16 protein-coding genes are annotated in these 17,568 nt (G+C 68.9%); 7 read left to right on the forward strand and 9 right to left on the reverse strand.

What is annotated here, in order from left to right; translation table 11 throughout:
* Nucleotides 1-22: 22 nt before the first annotated feature.
* From DEQ67_RS09885 to DEQ67_RS09910, 6 genes are all read right to left on the reverse strand, one after another.
* On the reverse strand, nucleotides 23-1,255 hold the full coding sequence (locus DEQ67_RS09885) for an Nramp family divalent metal transporter (protein ID WP_115802829.1): 1,233 nt from the start codon (nucleotides 1,253-1,255) through the stop codon (nucleotides 23-25).
* Nucleotides 1,256-1,481: 226 nt separating this feature from the next.
* Nucleotides 1,482-2,090, reverse strand: a complete 609-nt coding sequence (locus DEQ67_RS09890; RefSeq protein ID WP_233509317.1) for a hypothetical protein — start codon at nucleotides 2,088-2,090, stop codon at nucleotides 1,482-1,484.
* A 71-nt stretch (nucleotides 2,091-2,161) separates the two neighbouring features.
* Nucleotides 2,162-2,434 (reverse strand): hypothetical protein, encoded by a 273-nt coding sequence (locus tag DEQ67_RS09895; RefSeq protein WP_115802831.1) that lies wholly within the window; start codon nucleotides 2,432-2,434, stop codon nucleotides 2,162-2,164.
* A 127-nt stretch (nucleotides 2,435-2,561) separates the two neighbouring features.
* Nucleotides 2,562-3,698: a pyridoxal-phosphate-dependent aminotransferase family protein gene (locus DEQ67_RS09900; protein ID WP_004062285.1), complete on the reverse strand. Its 1,137-nt coding sequence runs from the start codon at nucleotides 3,696-3,698 to the stop codon at nucleotides 2,562-2,564.
* Between the two features lie 165 nt (nucleotides 3,699-3,863).
* Entirely contained in the window at nucleotides 3,864-7,064 is a 3,201-nt protein-coding gene (locus DEQ67_RS09905) for an FAD-binding and (Fe-S)-binding domain-containing protein (protein WP_115891496.1), read from the reverse strand.
* A 95-nt stretch (nucleotides 7,065-7,159) separates the two neighbouring features.
* Nucleotides 7,160-7,735 carry a flavodoxin domain-containing protein gene (locus DEQ67_RS09910; RefSeq protein ID WP_004062289.1) on the reverse strand — a complete coding sequence of 192 codons (576 nt, stop codon included), beginning with the start codon at nucleotides 7,733-7,735 and terminating at the stop codon, nucleotides 7,160-7,162.
* 148 nt (nucleotides 7,736-7,883) lie between these two features.
* Between DEQ67_RS09910 and thiE the strand changes: the two genes are divergently transcribed.
* The 4 genes from thiE to DEQ67_RS09930 all read left to right on the forward strand — a co-directional run bounded on the left by thiE (nucleotide 7,884) and on the right by DEQ67_RS09930 (nucleotide 11,131).
* Complete coding sequence (thiE, locus tag DEQ67_RS09915) at nucleotides 7,884-8,516, forward strand: thiamine phosphate synthase (protein WP_004062291.1); 633 nt, start codon at nucleotides 7,884-7,886, stop codon at nucleotides 8,514-8,516.
* The gene (thiM, locus tag DEQ67_RS09920) at nucleotides 8,513-9,409 is read left to right on the forward strand and encodes a hydroxyethylthiazole kinase (RefSeq protein ID WP_115802833.1); all 897 of its coding nucleotides are present in this window, start codon (nucleotides 8,513-8,515) and stop codon (nucleotides 9,407-9,409) included. The genes thiE and thiM overlap by 4 nt, the downstream gene beginning before the upstream one ends.
* Nucleotides 9,410-10,249 (forward strand): bifunctional hydroxymethylpyrimidine kinase/phosphomethylpyrimidine kinase, encoded by an 840-nt coding sequence (thiD, locus tag DEQ67_RS09925; RefSeq protein WP_115891495.1) that lies wholly within the window; start codon nucleotides 9,410-9,412, stop codon nucleotides 10,247-10,249.
* A gap of 84 nt (nucleotides 10,250-10,333) precedes the next feature.
* Nucleotides 10,334-11,131, forward strand: a complete 798-nt coding sequence (locus DEQ67_RS09930; RefSeq protein ID WP_004042805.1) for an HpcH/HpaI aldolase family protein — start codon at nucleotides 10,334-10,336, stop codon at nucleotides 11,129-11,131.
* A gap of 9 nt (nucleotides 11,132-11,140) precedes the next feature.
* Here the strand turns inward: DEQ67_RS09930 and DEQ67_RS09935 are convergent, their stop codons facing one another.
* Nucleotides 11,141-11,887, reverse strand: a complete 747-nt coding sequence (locus DEQ67_RS09935) for a class I SAM-dependent methyltransferase (protein ID WP_115891494.1) — start codon at nucleotides 11,885-11,887, stop codon at nucleotides 11,141-11,143.
* 41 nt (nucleotides 11,888-11,928) lie between these two features.
* Nucleotides 11,929-12,813, reverse strand: a complete 885-nt coding sequence (locus DEQ67_RS09940; RefSeq protein ID WP_004062305.1) for an aldo/keto reductase — start codon at nucleotides 12,811-12,813, stop codon at nucleotides 11,929-11,931.
* A gap of 144 nt (nucleotides 12,814-12,957) precedes the next feature.
* Between DEQ67_RS09940 and DEQ67_RS09945 the strand changes: the two genes are divergently transcribed.
* The 3 genes from DEQ67_RS09945 (at nucleotide 12,958) to DEQ67_RS09955 (ending at nucleotide 15,670) form a co-directional block, all read left to right on the forward strand.
* Nucleotides 12,958-13,947 (forward strand): ring-cleaving dioxygenase, encoded by a 990-nt coding sequence (locus DEQ67_RS09945; RefSeq protein ID WP_004062307.1) that lies wholly within the window; start codon nucleotides 12,958-12,960, stop codon nucleotides 13,945-13,947.
* A 162-nt stretch (nucleotides 13,948-14,109) separates the two neighbouring features.
* Complete coding sequence (locus tag DEQ67_RS09950; RefSeq protein ID WP_115891525.1) at nucleotides 14,110-15,222, forward strand: pyridoxal-phosphate-dependent aminotransferase family protein; 1,113 nt, start codon at nucleotides 14,110-14,112, stop codon at nucleotides 15,220-15,222.
* Between the two features lie 76 nt (nucleotides 15,223-15,298).
* Nucleotides 15,299-15,670, forward strand: a complete 372-nt coding sequence (locus DEQ67_RS09955; protein ID WP_004042795.1) for a tautomerase family protein — start codon at nucleotides 15,299-15,301, stop codon at nucleotides 15,668-15,670.
* Here DEQ67_RS09955 and DEQ67_RS09960 read toward each other — a convergent pair.
* Entirely contained in the window at nucleotides 15,631-17,499 is a 1,869-nt protein-coding gene (locus DEQ67_RS09960; RefSeq protein ID WP_115891524.1) for a PAS domain S-box protein, read from the reverse strand. The genes DEQ67_RS09955 and DEQ67_RS09960 overlap by 40 nt on opposite strands.
* Nucleotides 17,500-17,568: the final 69 nt, after the last annotated feature.

Consider the following 17,568-nt stretch of genomic DNA (forward strand, 5'->3'; position numbering starts at 1 on the left):
GACGTTCGGCCGCCCCGCCCGGTCACCCGAGGAGCGTCGAGTACAGGAGCCAGCCGTTCAGGGCCACGATAACGGCGATGGCGACGCCGAGGACGCCGGTCGTGGTCGCCCGGTTGCGGAAGTTTCCCATCAGCGACGCCTCGTGGGTGAACCAGAGGAGCGGAATCAGGACGAACGGGAGCTCGAAGCTCAGCGCGACCTGCGAGGCGACGAGCACCGACGTGGGGTCGAAGCCCGCGGCGACGATGAGGAGACTCGGCACGAGCGTGACCGACCGCCGGAGCCAGACGTTGATGTCGAGGTCCAGAAAGCCGTCCATGACGGTCTGGCCGGCCATCGTCGCCACGAGCGACGACGAGAGCCCGGCGGCGATGAGCGCGACGCCGAACGCGAGGCTCGCGTTCGCCCCGAAGACGCCGCTGAGGGTGACGTACGCCTCTTCGAGCGTCTCGATGCCCGTCCCCTGAAGCGCGGCGGCGGCGACGATGAGCATCGCGGCGTTCACGAACATCGCGCCGAAGAGCGCGACGACGGTATCGAGGCGCTCCAGCCGGAAGTGGCGGCGGTGGACGGCCTCGGTGTCGCCGTCGGACTCGATGAGCCGGTCGCGGCGGTCCTGTACGATGTACGGGTGGAGATAGACGCTGTGCGGCATCACGGTCGCGCCGAGGATGCCGATGGCGACGTACAGCGCCGAGGCGTTCGGGACGGTCGGGACGAGGCCGGAGGCGACGGTCGAAGCGGTCGGTCTCGCCAGCGCCATCTCGAAGACGAACGCGAGGGCGATGACGCCGACGAGCGACATGATGGTGAGTTCGACCCAGCGGAACCCCCGTTTGTGTGCGGTCCGAACGCCGAGCAGGGCGAACGAGCTCACCGCCGCGAGGACGGCTCCGGCCCACAGCGGCAGGGAGAAAACGAGGCTGAACCCGATGGCGGCCCCGATGATTTCGGCCATGTCGGTGGCGACCATCGCCAGTTCCGCGGCGGCCCACAGGAGCACGACGACGGGCCCCGAAAAGCGCTCCCGGCAGAGCTGTGCCACGCCCTTCCCGGTGGCGATGCCGAGTTTGGCGGCGAGCACCTGAATCCCCATCGCCATGACGCTGGCGAGGACGATGACCCACAGCAGGGCGGGGCCGAACTTCGCGCCGCCCGAGATGTTTGTCGCCCAGTTACCGGGGTCCATGTAGGCGACGCTGATGATAAAACCGGGGCCGAGATACGAGAGCAGTTCGCGGAGCGAGGGGCGCATCCCCTACCGACACCTCAGTTCTTCACATACGCAAACGCTTGTATTTGCCATGTCTAAATAATAATTTCACCTGTCAAGTAAAACTGCTATCGGTCGTTTCAGACGCGAACCACAGTCACGGTGTCAGTCGGAAGCGTGACGGCCGGCCCACCAGTGACCGAAGACTATCGCGCGACGGGGACGGCGGGTGAGTTCGTCGCTCAGTCCCGCGCCGCGGCCTCTCCGACTACGCCACGTCGCGCTGTTCAGTGTACGTCAGCGTCCGGTTGTCCGTCTCGATGGTCGTCTGGACCGTAATCCAGCCGTCCGCCTGCTGGACCGCGAACGCCTCCGAGTACGACAGTTCGACGCGCTTCGTCGTCGTGTACGACTCGCCGGCCGCGAGGTCACCGACCGCTTGGGTCCCGCGCCAGACCTCGTCGTCCGGGTCGGTGTCGTTGCCGACGAAGATACGACTGTACACGGTGACGCCGGAGCTATCGGTGTCCTGTTGGTTCGTTATCGTGCTCGTCACGTCGCGGCAGGTCTGTCCGCACTCCTCGATGTCGTCGACGACGACGCCGAACGGCGGCCTCGATTGGGTCTCGGTCGCGTCACCGTCGCCGCTATCGCCGTCGCCATCGCTGTCGTTGCTCCCGGTGTCGTTCCCGCCGGTGTCACTGCTGTCCCCCCCGCCGCCGTCGGGCGACGCGGTCGTCTGCGTGGGGAACGCTCCGTCGGAGCCGTCGGCGGAGGTCGTGTCAGCGAACGGTCCGACTCCCGCCAGGAACGCGGCGGCGACACCGGCCGTGAGCAGGGCCAGCACTGTCGCGGCGACGAAAACTGTGCGTCTCATAACTGAGTTGGGACCTCATATTGGGCGGCTGTCATCTGCCACGTCGCTCGATAGCGTCGGGTCACACTTAGTTACGCACCCGAAACGTCGTTCGCGCGGTCGCTCAGCGAGCCCCCGAGCGACCCGTCGAGGGCCCCGCTCAGGAAGTCGCTCACGAGGTCGTGGACGCCTGAGACGAACTCGGGGACCGGGTCGGGGAGTTCGCCGGGCGGCCCCCGCTGGCCGGCCTCGGACGCGGGGGACGATTCGCGCGCGGTGTCGTTCGGTGCGGCGGCGGCGACGCCCGCGGTCGTGACGAGGACGGCGAGCAAGACGCCGACGAGGGAGAGTCTGCGTCGGTTCATGGTGAGTCGCTCCGGTCGCCACTCGCGGGTCGATGCTCATGAAAAGCGGACACCGTGGCGGGCGTTTTGCGTCGGTTTCGCTGAGTTTCGACGCGGTTCACGGCGAATTGCCGCCGGTTCGGAGCCGTTACTGGTTCAGCGCTTCGCGCATGGCGGCGAAGCCGGCTTCGGGGTCCACGTCCGCGCCCTGCGCTTCGAGCGCCTCACCGAGGGCGGTCAGGAGGAACGAGACGTTCTCCGGCCGCGCCGAGTGGCCCATGCAGCCGACGCGGAAGATGTCGCCCGCGAGCGCGCCGAGGCCGCCGGCGATTTCGAGGTCGTAGTGGTCGAGCACGTAGTCGATTGCCGCGCCGGCGTCCACGCCGTCGGGGACGAGCACCGCGTTGAGGCTCGGCAGCCAGTACTCGTCTTCGGGGTTGAGACCGAGGCCCATCGCCTCGACGCCGGCTTTCAGCGCGCCCGCGACCCGGCGGTGGCGCGCCCACCGCTCCTCGATGCCCTCCTCCGCGACCAGTCGGAGCGCCTCGCGGATGGCGTAGACGTTGGTGATGGGCGCGGTGTGGTGGTACGAGCGGTCGTCGCCCCAGTAGCCCTCCAACAGCGACAGGTCGAGATACCACGAGCGGGGCGGCTCCTCCCGCGAGAGCACCTTGTCCATCGCGCGGTCGTTGAGCGTCAGCGGGCTCGCGCCCGGCGGGCACGACAGGCACTTCTGCGGGCCGGAGTAGGCCACGTCGATGCCCCAGTCGTCGACTTCGAGTTCGACCCCGCCGAGCGAGGTGACGGTGTCGGCGACGACGAGCGCGTCGTGGTCGTGGGCGATGCTCGTCAGTTCGGGGACGCTCGGCTGTTTCACGCCCGTCGAGGTCTCGGCGTGGACGAACCCGAACACGTCCGGCTGGTGCTCGTCGAAGGCGTCCTGTACGTCCGCGGAGTCGAGCGGCTCGCCCCACGGCGCGTCGACGTGGACGACCTCGCCGCCGGCGCGCTCGGCCATCGACTCCATGCGCCCGCCGAAGTAGCCGTTCGTCGGGACGAGCATCGTGTCACCCGGTTCGACGAGGTTGCCGATGGCCGCCTCCATCGACGCCGACCCGGTCCCCGAGACCGGAATCGTCCACTTGTTGTCGGTGCGGAACGTGTAGCGCATGAGCTCCTGCACCTCGTTCATGACCTCGATAAACGACGGGTCGAGGTGGCCGACGAGCGGCGTGGACATCGCGCGGAGGACGCGCGGGTGAACGTCGCTCGGGCCGGGGCCCATCAGCGTGCGATTCGGCGGGGTGAGTTCGCCGACATCGGGTGCATCGGACATGGTCTGCCTTCACCTGCCACGCAAACCGGCAAAAGGGATGTGATTGCGGAACGCCGCGAGACGGATACCGTCCCGACCCGCGGGAACCCGACGACCGCGCCGACGCGCGCCCGCTCAGCCCGACAGCGCCTGCGCGACCTTCTCTATCGGGTGCGGGGGTCGCCGCGCCGCGTCGTCCCTGTCTTCGAGTTGCGTCCGACACGACGCGCCGGGAGCGACCACCTCGTCTCCCTGACTGTCGTCGACCTGCTCGAACAGGATGTCTCCCATTGCCTTCGAGAGGTCGTAGTGTTCGGCCTCGTAGCCGAAGCTCCCGGCCATGCCGCAGCAGCTCGAATCCAGCGGGTCGACCTCGTAGCCGACCCGCCGGAGGACGCCCACCGCGTGGTGGTCCTTGTTCATCGCCTTCTGGTTGCAGTGGCCGTGGTAGGTGAGGGACCCGAGCGTACCGCCGTCAGCGACCGCGGAGGCGACGGGTCCGGCCGCGTCGTCGCCGTCGGCCGAGCGCCCGCGAATCGGGAGGTTCTCGTCCAGCCGGTGGGCGTCGAGGAACTCCATGACGCCGGAGGCGGCCGCGGCGACCGGGGCGACCGCGTCGTCCGGCAGGAGGTCGGCGTACTCGTCTTGGAACATCACCGCGTCCGAGGGCTCGACGAAGACGACCGACCAGCCGGTTTCCACCGACGGGCGGAGCGTCTCGACGTTGTGACCCGCGCGCCGTCGAGCGAGGTCGAGGAAGCCGCCGGAGTAGGCGGCCCGGCCGCTCGGTCCGACGCCCTCCGCGAGGCGGACGTGGACGCCGGCGGCCTCCAGCACGCGAACCGCGGCCTTCCCGATTTCGGGCGTGACGTAGTTCGTGTAGGTGTCGGGAAACAGGAGGACGCGGTGGTCGGCCTCTCTCGCCGGGACGCGGGGCCGTCGCCCGTCCATCCACGATTCGAGCGTGTCGCGGGTGAACGAGGGGAGCGCCCGGTCGGCGGCGACGCCCGCGAGTCGCTCCATCGCGGCCCGCGCGCCCGGGAGTTCGGCCGCCCAGTTCGAGACGGGCGCGAGCGCGCTGCCGACGCCGGCCAGCCGGTCGATGTTGGCGAACAGGCGCTCGCGGAGCGACGCGCCCGCCTCGGCGTGGTGGGCGTGTTTCACCTCGGCTTTGAGCTTCGCCAAGTCGACGCCGGTCGGACAGTCGTTCTGACAGCCCTTACAGCCGACGCAGAGGCCGAGCACCTCCTCTTGGAAGCGGTCGGAGTGGATCTCGTCGTCCGAGAGGTCGCCTGAGATGGCCGCGCGGAGCATGTTCGCCCGCCCGCGGGTCGTCTCGGCTTCGTCCTTCGAGGCGCGGTAGGTCGGACACATCGTCTCCGACCCGGTCTGCCGGCAGGTACCGCAGCCGTTACAGAGTTCGACGAGGTGCGAGAATCCGTTCTCGTCCGAGAAGTCGAGCGTCGTCGCTGGCTCGATGGACCGGTAGGCCGCGCCGTACCGGAGGTTCTCGCGCATGTCCGCGCCGACGCCGCGGTCGCTGTCCGGCCCGAGATCGTCGGGGCCGTCGCGGTAGACGACGTTGCCGGGGTTCATGTGCCACTCGGGGTCGAAGGCGGTCTTCAGCTCCTTGAACGCGCCCCAGAGTTCCGGACCGTACATCTTGGGGTTCCACTCGGTCCGGGCCATTCCGTCGCCGTGCTCGCCCGAAAAGGCCCCGCGGTGGTCCAACACGAGGTCGGTCACGTCGTCGGTGATGGCGCGCATCGTCTCGATGCCCTCGCCGTCTTTCAGATTCAGGATGGGGCGGATGTGGAGCGTCCCCGCGCCGGCGTGGGCGAAGTACGCGGCCGACGTGCCGTGGTCCTCTAACACGTCTTCGAACGACTGGACGTACTCGGCCAACTCCTCGGGCGGGACGCTCGCATCCTCGATGAACGGGTAGGGTTTCGGGTCGCCCGGCAACGACATGAGAAGCGGTATCGCCGCCTTGCGGAGCTTCCAGAGGTCGGCCTGCGCCGCGGGCGTGTACGCCTCGATGGCTTCGAACGCGCCGCCGTCGCCGCCGTCGGTGGCGTCACCCGCCGCCGATTCGTCGCCCACCGCCGACTTGTCGTCCGTCGCCGCCTCGCCGTCGCCGTCCCGCAGGAAGTGGTCGTTCGCCTCACGAATCACGGCCTCGAAGTCGTCGTGGAGTTCGGAGTCGAACTCCAGCATCAGCGTCGCCGCCGTCCCGTCGGGAATCGCCTCGACGTACTGGGCGTACTCGCTGGACTCGGCGGCCATCCGCAACACCTCGTCGTCCATGAGTTCGACCGCGCTGGCGTCGAAGTCGAGCGCGTCGGGGACCGCCGCCATCGCTTCCACGAGGTCGTCGTAGGCGTAGAGGACGAGCGCCGTCTCCTCGGGGACCGTCACGAGCGACACGGTGGCCTCGACGACGACGCCGAGAGTGCCCTCCGCGCCGACGAACAGCTTCGAGAGGTTGACGACCGTCTCGCCGTCGTCGGTCTCGGAGACGACCTTGTGGAGGTTGTAGCCCGACACCGACCGCTTGAGACTCGGATACCGCCGCTCGATTTCCTCTTCGTGGTCCTCGACGAGGCCGAGAACGGTCCGGTAGAGGTCGGCCTCGCGGTCGTCCTTGCCGACGATGCGGTCCCACTCGTCGCTCCCGACGACCACGTCGCGGGTGTGGACGACCGACCCGTCCGCGAGGACGACCCGCAACTCCTCGGTGTAAGCGTCAGTGATGCCGTAGCGGACCGAGTGCGCGCCCGTGGAGTTGTTGCCGATGCCGCCGCCCACGGTCGCTCGGTTCGAGGAGGCGGGGTCCGGCGCGAACTTCAGGCCGTGGTCCGCGAGGCGGTCGTCGAGGTCGTCCTGCACCACGCCGGGTTGGACCCGCGCCCGCCGCGCGTCGGGGTCCACGCGGACGATTTCGTCCATGTACTTCGAGCAGTCGACGACGACACAGCCGGGGCCGACGGTCTGTCCCGCCAGCGACGACCCCGCCCCGCGCGGGAGCACGGGCACGTCGTGTTCGGCCGCCGTCCGCACCGCGGCGCGCACGTCGTCTTCGTCGCGGGGGATGACCACGCCCGCCGGGCGCGCCCGGTAAATCGAGCCGTCGGTCGCGTACAACACCTGCGCGTACTCGTCGAATCGCACCTCGCCGGAGACGACGTCCCGGAGGTCGGCGGCGAGGTCGGCGTGTTCGGCCACGTCCGCCACGTCGTAGTCGCGCGACTCCTGAAATCGTTGGAAGTCCCCCCGTCTCTCGCCGTCCGTCTCCGCCGTGATTCGTGTCGCCCGTGAAGGGCCGTCACCAGACATTATCATCTATAATCGTGCAGGATAGCAAAAACCTGTGTGTGGCTCGCCACGTTTGCCCGAAGCGGTAGTCGTTCGCGGTGGGTCAGCCCGCCCGCTCAGACCGCCGCACCTCCCGCGGCGGTGCCCGCCGTCGACTCCACGTACTCGACGAAGTCGGCGGCGAACGACTCGACTTCGTCCCAGTCGGTGTACTCGTAGTCCCGCGAGGCGTCCGTGTCGCCGGTCGCGTCCGCGGCGATGCGCTTCATCACCAGCCGGGTGAGAAAGCCGTACTCGGAGTACCGAAGCGCCCCGCCGAACGCGGCCATCCGCTCGGGGTGCCAGCCGCTCTCTTCGACGAACTCGTCGATGTACGTCGCGACTTCGGCGCGGGCGTCCGCGTCGTCGAGCGCCGACGACAGCGACACCTGGAAGAAGCCGTTGGGCCGCGTCTCGATGTCGTCGCGGTGCTCGCGGACGAACCCGTACACCGACTTCGAGTGCGCGCCGAGGTGAACCGACGACCCGACGAGCACCGCGTCGGCGTCGACGAGCGCCTCGGCGGCGGCGTCGTCGGTGACCGACTCGGTCCGCACGTCGTGTCCGTGGGCCGCCAGCGCCACCGCGATGCGCCCGGCTATCTTCTCGGTCTGTCCCTCCTTGCTCCCGTACGCGACGAGTATCGTCCCCATACAGCTCACCGCGCACCTGTTGGCTCGCTCACACCATAACGGCGGTCGACAGCTCTCAGCCGCCGGGAATCCGGCCGGACGACGCCCGGAGGAGGAACTATTTTGCCCGTCGCCGCATCACTCCAAAATACAACTCATGAATACTTCGATGGGAACCTATCTGGTCACGCAGTCGGACCGCTCCGGCGGGCGGTCGACGCCGGACGTGGTGCGGGCCGCGGTCGACGGCGGCATCGATGTCGTGCAACTCAGGGAGAAGCACGCGAGCGCCCGCGACCGCTACGAGGTCGGCCGCGAGCTTCGCGCCGTGACGGCCGACGCGGGCGTCCCGCTCGTCGTCAACGACCGGGTCGACATCGCGGCCGCAATCGACGCCGACGGCGTCCACCTCGGCGACGACGACGTGCCCGTCTCGGTCGCGCGCGAACAGCTCGGTGAGGGCGCAATCGTCGGCCGGTCGGTCTCGACCGTCGCGGGTGCGAGAGCCGCCGAGGAGGCCGGCGCGGACTACCTCGGCGTCGGCGCGGTGTTCGCCACCGACACGAAGGAGACGAACCCGGAGCAGTCCGAAATCGGGACCGAGCGCGTCTCCGCCATCGCGGACGCCGTCTCGACTCCGTTCGTCGGTATCGGCGGCGTCACGCCCGACAACGCCGCCGACGTGGTCGCCGCCGGAGCCGACGGCGTCGCGGTCGTGTCGGCCATCACCGCCGCTGACGACCCCGCCGACGCGACCCGCCACCTCGCTGATTCGGTCGCAGCCGGGAGGAACCGCCGATGAGCGGACGCGACGGCTCGGACGGCGCGGGTGGGTCGGGCGGGTCGGACGACGCGACCGGTGCGGGCGGCGTCCCCGACGTGGCGCTGGACGAAGCGCTCGCCGCCGTCGCGGGCGAACAACCGCTCATCAACTCGGTCACGAACGACGTGACGGTCAACGACGTGGCGAACGTCACGCTCTACTGGGGCGGCCTGCCGGTCATGTCCGACGACGAGCGCGAGGTCGGCGACATGGTCGGAATTGCGGACGGCTGTCTGCTCAACATGGGGACCGTGAGCGAGTCGGGCGAGGCGACGATGCTGACCGCCGGCCGAGCCGCGAACGACCACGGCGTTCCCCTCGTCGTCGACCCCGTGGGCGTCGGCGCGACCCCGACGCGCGACCGGGTCGCGGACCGCCTCGTCACCGACCTCGACGTGGACGTGCTCAACGGCAACTACGGCGAAATCTCCGCGCTCGCCGGCGACGACGCCGAGGTCCGCGGCGTCGAGTCGGTCGGGGAGTACGCCGAAATCGCCGCCGCGGCCGTCGAGTGCGCCCGGAAGACCGGCGCGGTCGTCGTCGCCTCCGGCGAGACCGACATCGTCGCCACCGAGGAGGCAGCTTTCGAGGTCGACACCGGCCACTCGATGATGGGCGCGGTCGTCGGCACCGGCTGTATGCTCGGCGCGACGCTCGCCGTGTTCGGGGCCGCCCTCGACGACCCGCTTGCGGCGGTGCTCTCCGGGACCGCGGCGTACGGACTCGCGGGCGAACTCGCCGCCGAGGGCGCGTTCGGGGACTACCGCGGCCCGGCGAGCTACAAAATCGCCTTCCTCGACGCGGTCGCGGGACTCGCGGACGCCTCGACGCCAGACATCGCCGACCGAATCGACCGAATCGAGGTGCGGTAGATGCCGGGAACCGCGCCCGACCCGCAGACGCCGCCGTACGCCCTCACCATCGCCTCCAGCGACTCCGGCGGCGGCGCGGGCATCCAGGCCGACCTGAAGACGATGACCCGACTCGGCGTCTACGGCGGGTCGGTCATCGTGGCCGCGACCGCCCAGAACACCCGCGGCGTCGAGGGGTCGCACGTCCTCCCGACCGAGTCGATTCGCGCCCAGTACGAGGCCGTCGCCGACGACTTCGACATCGCCGCCGTGAAAATCGGGATGCTGGCGACGGCCGAGGCCGTCGAGACGGTCGCCGGCTGCCTCGTCGACTACGACGGCCCGGTCGTCCTCGACCCCGTGATGGTCGCCACCTCCGGCGACCGACTGCTGGCCGAGGACGCCGTCGACGCCTACGACGCCCTGTTCGCGCAGGCGACGCTCGCGACCCCGAACGCCGACGAGGCCGAGGCGCTGACGGGCGTGTTTCCCGACTCCCCGGCGGCCGTCTCGGACGCGGCCGACTGGTTCTTCGACCGGGGTGCCGACGCCGTGCTCCTGAAGGGCGGCCACGTCGCCACCGACGGCGACACCGTGGTCGACACGCTCGTCACGTCGACGGAGACGACGACGTTCGTCAACCCGCGCATCGACGCGACGGCGACCCACGGCTCCGGGTGTACCCTTTCGAGCGCCGTCGCCGCCCGCCTCGCCCGCGGCGACGACCTCACAGACGCGGTCCGGCACGGCATCGAGTTCACGCGTGCGACCCTCGCTGAACCCGCCGACGTGGGCGAGGGCGCGGGGAGCGTGAACCACCTCGTCGGCGTCGGCGACGGCTGGACGCCCGACGAGTCGTAAGGGACGACCGGCGACCAACGACCGGCGACGCGGCTCTCCGACGCTCGCCACGCCCCTTTTCTGGCTACGTGTCGTATCACGAACATGGTAGCGACACCATCATCGAACGCGCTCCGCGCCCGAATCGAGGCCGGCGGCGTCGCGCTCGGCGTCCTCGACAACGCCTACTGCCCGACGCTCGTGGAGTTCTACGGCGAACTCGGTCTCGACTTCGTGTGGCTCGACCTCGAACACGGCGGCCCCAGCCCGCTCGACTCGGGCGCGATGGAAGACCTCCTCCGCGCGGCGGAACGAACCGGCATCGAGCCGCTGGTTCGGCTCCCGACGACCGACCCCGAGTTCGTCCGGAAGGCCCTCGACCTCGGCGTCAGGAACGTCTTCCTCCCGCGCGTTGAGTCGGCCGAGGAGGTGCGCAAGGCGGTTCGGTCGGCCCGCTTTACCTACGGCGACGGTCCCGGCGACCGCGGCCTCGCGTCGCCGCGCGCCCGCCGCTGGGGACTCGCAGACGACTACGTTGCAGGTGAGGACCGCGAGACGCTCGTCGGCGTGACCATCGAGACCGCCGAGTCGCTTGCGGACCTCGACGCGATTCTCGACGTGCCCGAACTGGGCTTCGTCTTCATCGGGCCGTTCGACCTCTCGGTGGCGCTCGGCCACCCCGGCGAGATAGACCACCCGGACGTGCAGGAGGCGGTCGAGCGCATCCGCTCGGCCGCGGTCGATGCGGGCGTCCCCGTCGGCGGCCTCGGCTTCGGCATGGACGACGTGAACGAGAAGGCGGAAAACGGCTATCAGCTCATCAATCTCGGCAGTACCACGGGCGCGCTCAAGGGCGTCGTCGACGGCTGGTTCGACGCCGTGACGTTCGACCGCGAGGAGTAGCGGCCGCGCCTACTCTGTCGCGTCCGTCCGCGAGTCGGACAGCCGCATCGCCACGCTGTACATCTCGCCCGCGGACTCCGATTCGACCGCGTCGGCGACGCGGTCAGCCTCGCCTGCGAGCCACCCGCCCATCTCGCCGGGGACCTCCGCCGCCAGCGACTTCGCCACCGACGCGTGCGCCTCGACGTGGCTTTCGGACCACGGGACCGGGTCGAGCAGGGTCAGTTCGCGGTCGAAGCGCCAGCCGTGTCCCGAAAAGAGCGCCCCGAGCGCGTCGGCCGGATAGAACGTCAGCGCGGGTCGCCCGCGGGCCAACTGGCTCGCCGCGTTTTCGAGCGCGAACAGCTCCCGAATCGCGGCGTCGTCGGGGAGCGGTTCGTAGTCGTCGACGACGAGGTGACAGCCGGGCGCGGCGACCCGCGTCAGCTCGCGCGCGACGGCGGCGACCGACGCTGGACCGACGAGGTTGAACAGCCCGTGAGCGGTGACGATACCGACCGAATCGTCTGCGAGCGGGAGGCTTCGAACATCCGCCTCCAGCACTGCGGTCCTCGCTCGGTCCGTCGGCGACGGGGCCACCCGGTCGCGGACGATTGTCGCGTGCTCGGGGTCGTTGGTGACGGCGTAGACCTGTTTTGCGCCCGCGTCGAGGAGTCCGGCGGTGGCGTTGCCGGTCCCCGCGCCGGCCTCCAGACAGACCGCGCCCCGGACCGGCCGGTCGTCGAGGGCGGCCGTGACGGTCGTTGGAACGTCCATTTGCGGCGGATGGAATCCGAGGCGGGAGTCGTCTCGCCTCGTTAGTGGTGCAGTTGCTCCGGCACCGGGCTCTCGTCGTGGCGGAGGCGCTCGACGAGCGACCGCTGGGCCGTCTCGTCCATGCCGTTGTACCGCGTCGCGGCGTCGAGAACCATCGCAACGAGCTTCGGGTCGCCCGGCGTGACGACGCTCGTGAGGCCCTGCGCGGCCGCGAAGTCGAACCGCTCCGCGATTTCGTTCGGGGTGTCGACCGGCTCGTACCAGTTGGGGAACGGTCGGTCGGCCTCGGGCAGTTCGTCGGTGTCGGGCCACGGGCCGCGGGCGAACGCCTTGATGCCGAGCGTGCCGATGCCGGCCTCTTCGGCCGCCTCGAAGACGCCCTCGTAGTCGTGTTCGTCGTCGCCCTTGCCGACGACGACGGGGTTCAGCGGGAACATCAGGGTTTCGAGGTCGTCGATGCGGTCGATGGCATCGCGGATGAGTCCGGGATTCCCGTGGCTCGTCAGGCCGATGTGGCCGATTTTCCCCTCGTCTTTCGCCTCGCGGAAGGCCGCGAGCGCGCCGTCGTCGGCGGTGATTTCGTCCAGTTCGGACTCGTATTCGAGGCCGTGGACCTGATAGAGGTCGATGTAGTCGACGCCGAGGCGGTCGAACGAGCGGTCGAGTTTCCGTTTCGCGCCCTCGTAGCTCCGCTCTTGGGTCTTACAGCCGAGGAAGATGTCCTCGCGGTGCTGGCGGAGCTTCGGCCCCAGTTTGAGCTCCGCGTCGCCGTAGGTCGGGGCCACGTCGAAGTGGTTGACGCCCTTCGAGAGGACGTGTTCGACCATCTGGTTCGCGCCCTCCTGTTCGAGCCAGTTGAGCGCGATAGCGCCGAACGTCGCGATGGTACTCTCGTGGCCGGTGTCGCCGAGTGCGCGTGTCTGCATACGTCGAACGTCACCGTCGATGGTCAAAAACGTGTGTCTCACCGATTCGACTGCCGGGTCCGTGCGAGCGGCGATGACGCCGCCGCGACCCGGTAACACTCGCGTCAGCGGATACTCAAGTCCTTGCGGCCCGTAGGACCGCCTATGGCAGAACCCACGCCGACACCCGGCATCCACCACGTCACCTGCATCGCGGGCGACCCGCAGGAGAACCTCGACTTCTGGGTCGAGACGCTCGGACTCCGCCTCGCCAAGCGCTCCATCAATCAGGACGACCCCAGCACGTACCACTTCTTCTTCACGGACGCGGAGGGGACGCCCGGCACGAGCATGACGTTCTTCCCGTGGGAGAACCTCTCGCGCGGGAAGGTCGGCACCGGGCAGGTCTCGCGGACCGCGTTCCGCGTGCCCGAGGGGAGCCTCGACTACTGGGAGGACCGATTCGACGAGTACGGCGTCGACTACGACGACCGAGTCGAGCGATTCGGTGAAACGGTCCTCCCCTTCAGCGACCCCGACGGTCTCCCGGTCGAACTGGTCGAAGTCGAGATTCCCGGCGACGACCCGACCGTCCCGTGGACCGAGTTCGTCCCAGAAGACGTTGCGATTCGCGGCTTCCACTCCGTGACGCTCTGGCTGGCCGACCCCCAGCCCACCGAAGACCTCCTCGAAACGATGGGCTTCGAGCGCGTCGGCACCGAGGAGGCGCAGGGCGACACCCCCGGCGACGAGCGGACGCGGTTCGCCGCGACCGGGAGCGTCGGGAAGTACGTGGACGTGCTGCCGACCATCGAGAGCAGCCGACAGGGCCTCGGCACGGTCCACCACGTCGCCTTCCAGACGCCGACCGACGAGGACCAAGAGGCGATGCGCAAGGCCGTCCAGTCGAAGGGCCTGCGCCCGACCGCCCAAATCAACCGCCACTGGTTCCGGTCGGTCTACTTCCGCGAGTTCGGCGGCGTCCTGTTCGAACTCGCCACGAGCGACCCGGGCTACACCGCCGACGAACCCCTCGACGACCTCGGCGGCCGCCTCGTCCTCCCCGGCGAGTTCGAAGGTCGGCGCGAGCAGATAGAAGCCGGCCTGACCGACGTGACGGTCCCGCGGGCCGAGTCGGCCGAAGCCGACGACTGAGCGCGGACCCGCCGCGCTCCGCGGGGGTTCTCCATCCGTCCATCCGTCGTCTGCCGGCCCGTATTGTCCCGTGTTAACACCGCCTGAGCAACTGCGACGAGTGTCGCAATCACAAGTACCATCATCGCCCACGACGCAGTGACCCGTATTCAGGTGGATGACGTGACGGAAAAACGCGAATACACGGACGACTATCAGGACAAGACGCTGTACATCCCCGGTCCGACCGAGGTGCGCGAGGACGTCATCGCGGAGATGTGCCAGCCGATGTTCGGCCACCGCATGGACCGCATGACCGACCTCTATACGACCATCGTCGAGGATACGAAGGAGTTCCTCGGCACGGACAACGACGTGATGATTCTCACGGGGTCGGGCACCGAAATCTGGGAGTCGTCGACGCTCAACCTCGTCGACGAGAACATCCTCGTGCCGACCTGCGGGAGCTTCAGCGAGCGCCACGCCAACGTCGCGGAGCGCCTCGGCAAGAACGTCGACCGCATCGAGTACGAGTGGGGGCAGGCCATCAAGCCCGAGGACATCCGCGAGGCGCTGGAATCCAGCGACAAGCAGTACGACGTGGTCGCCACCGTGATGAACGAGAGTTCGACCGGCGTCCGCAACCCCATCGAGGAAATCGGTGACGTGGTCGCCGAGTACCCCGACACCTACTTCGTCGTCGACGCGGTGTCAGCCCTCGGCGGCGACTACGTCGACATCGACGAGCACAACATCGACGTCATCTTCGCCTCGTCGCAGAAGGCGTTCGCCATGCCCCCGGGGCTGGCCATCTGCACCGTCAGCGACGAGGCCTACGAGCGCGAACTGTCGAAGGACTCCGCGTCGTGGTACGGCGGTTTCCAGCGCACCCTCGACTACTACGACCGCAAGGGCCAGACCCACTCGACGCCCGCGATTCCCATCATGCTCGCGTACCGCAAGCAGATGAAACACATGCTCGACGAGGGCCACGAGGGCCGCGACAAGCGCCACCGCGAGATGGCCGAGTACACCCGCGAGTGGGCCTACGAGCACTTCGACATGTTCCCCGAGGAGGGCTACGAGTCCCAGACCGTCGCCTGCATCGAGAACACGCAGGGCATCGACGTCGCCGCCACTATCGAGAAGGTCAACGAGGAGTACGACATGGCGTTCTCGAACGGCTACGGCTCCGCGCTCGGGGAGAAGACGTTCCGCATCGGCCACATGGGCGAACACGACGTGGAGTCCATCAAGGCGCTGACCGACGCCATCGAAGACGTGGCGGACCTGTAAGCCGCGACTCGCCGCACGTCTCGACGCCTCCCACGAGGGTTCTTTTGCGCCGCGGGCGTATCGGACGCACACGCAGATGCCGCATCTCCAGTTCGACCTCGACTTCGAGGTCACGGCGCGCGAGGCGGACCAGTTCGCGACCGAGATGGCCGAGTTGTACGCCGAACGGATGGACGCCGACACCGACTACGCCGCCGTCAGCGTCCGCGAGGCCCGGGCGATTCACCTCGGCCGGGCGACCGGAGACAAGACCGTCGTCTTGCAGGCCGACATCCGGGCGGGCCGGACGGCGGACCGGAAGCGCGACCTCGCCCTCGCGGTCATCGAGGCCGTCACCGAGCGGTTCGGCGTGCCGGAGTCGAACCAGAAGGTCGTCTTCACCGAACACGAGGGGAGCCAGATGATGGGTTACGACCGCGTCGGGGACGACTGGTCCGAGTCGGACTGACCGCCGTCGACGAGTCGGAGTTCGACCGCGAAGACGGAGCCGCTGGGGTCGTTGTCCTCGACCCACACGTCGCCGCCGTACTTCTCGACGAGCGACCGCACGAGGTACAGTCCGAGTCCGGTCCCCCGACTCTCCAGCCCCTTTTCGTCCTTGGCGAAGATGGCGTCTTTCCGCTCGTCCGGGACGCCGCGGCCGTCGTCGGCGACGCGGACGACGACGCGGTCTTCGCGCTCGGCGTGCGTGACGGACACGTCGACAGTCGGCTCGTCTTCGTCGGTGTGCTGGATGGCGTTCATCAGGAGATTTCGGAAGACGGAGCCGAGCATGTCGTCGGCGAGCACCGTGACCGGGGGCACCTCGCCGTCGACCGCCACGTTCGCGTCCGGTGCCATGTCGCGGACCGACGCGAGCTCCGCGTCCAGCACCCCCCGGAGGGGAACCGGCTTGGTCTCGACCCCTCGGGTGCTCATCATCTCGGCCATGTCGCGGGCCGTCTTCGTCAGTTCGACCGCGTGGTTCGCGCGCCTCCGGACGATTTCGACGTACTCCCGCGCGTCGCCGTCGTCGACGTACTCAGCGAGCAGTTCCGCGTAGGCGGTCACTAACTGCAGGTCGTTGCGAACGTCGTGGCGGACGACCTGATTCAGGACCCCGAGCTCGTCGCGCTGCGTTTCGAGGAGGCGATTCTGTTCGCGGAGCTCCGCTTCGTAGCGCTTCCGCGTCGTGATGTCCCGGGCGACGCTCAACACGACCGTCTCCCCCCGGTAGGTCACGAGGCTCGAACTGATTTCGACGGGTATCTCTCGACCGTCTTTCGCCCGGTGGACCGTTTCGAACACCTGCGTCCCGTCGGTCGGCATCTGGGTGACGAGCGCCGACGCCTCGTCGTCGCTGAGTCCCGCGTCGATGTCGTGGACCGTCATCGAGAGGAGTTCGTCCCGCGAGTAGCCCAGCAGCTCCACCGCGGTCTCGTTCACCGCGAGGATGTGGCTGTCGATGTCGATGACCCAGACGGTGTCGTTCATCCCGTCGATGAGCTCCTGGTACTCCTCGCGGGCGCGCTTCAGTTTCTGCTCTCGCTCCTGTCGTTCGGTGACGTCCCTCGATACGCCGATGACGCCGACGACCTCACCGGCCATCCGAAGCGGCGCGAAGCGATAGCTCAGTATCCGCGATTCGCCGTCCGGCGTGACGAGTTCGGTCTCCCCTTCGAGGGAGTCTGTCTCGCCGTCCAAGAGTCGCTGATACGGGTCGCCCGGGCGTTCCTCGCGAATCGTCTCGACGAGGCGGCTCCGCTCGCCTTCGAGTTCGGCGGGCGTCGCCCCGTAGAGTCCGGCGAGGAAGTCGCTCACGAGTATGAACCGCCCATCGCGGTCGTACAGGCACGCCCCCTCGAGTATCTGTTCGAAGACGCGTTCGTAGACGAGCGACGGGTCGACCGGTCGCCGGCCGGACGCCGCGACCGCCCGCTCGACTCGGGCGGCCACCTCGTCGTACCCCTCCGGCCCTCGGACCCGGACGTAGTCGGTGACGCCGGCGTCGAGGGCGTCGCTCGCCGTCACCTCGCAGTCCCCGCCGGCGACGACGAGAAACGGCAGCGCGGCGTCTCGCTTCCGAACCGCGGCGAGGAACTCGAGCGCGTCGGTCGCTCCCACGTCGTCCGCCGAGACGACGCAGTCGAAACCGGCGTCGGCATCGGCGTCGTCGAGCAGTGTCAGCCCCGCAGCCGCGGTTCGAACCTCGTCGATGTCGACCCGTGGTAGCCGCCGACGGACGGCCTCGGTGACCGCCGCCGCGACGCCCGAGTCAGCGGCGACGAGGAGTCTCATTGTGCCGACACCATCGTTCATTACCTATGTTTGTCGCGAACATCGGATAAAACGTCGCGTGCCACCTCC

The organism is Haloferax sp. Atlit-48N, assembly GCF_003383015.2.
In the GTDB taxonomy this organism is placed as follows: Archaea; Halobacteriota; Halobacteria; order Halobacteriales; family Haloferacaceae; genus Haloferax; species Haloferax volcanii.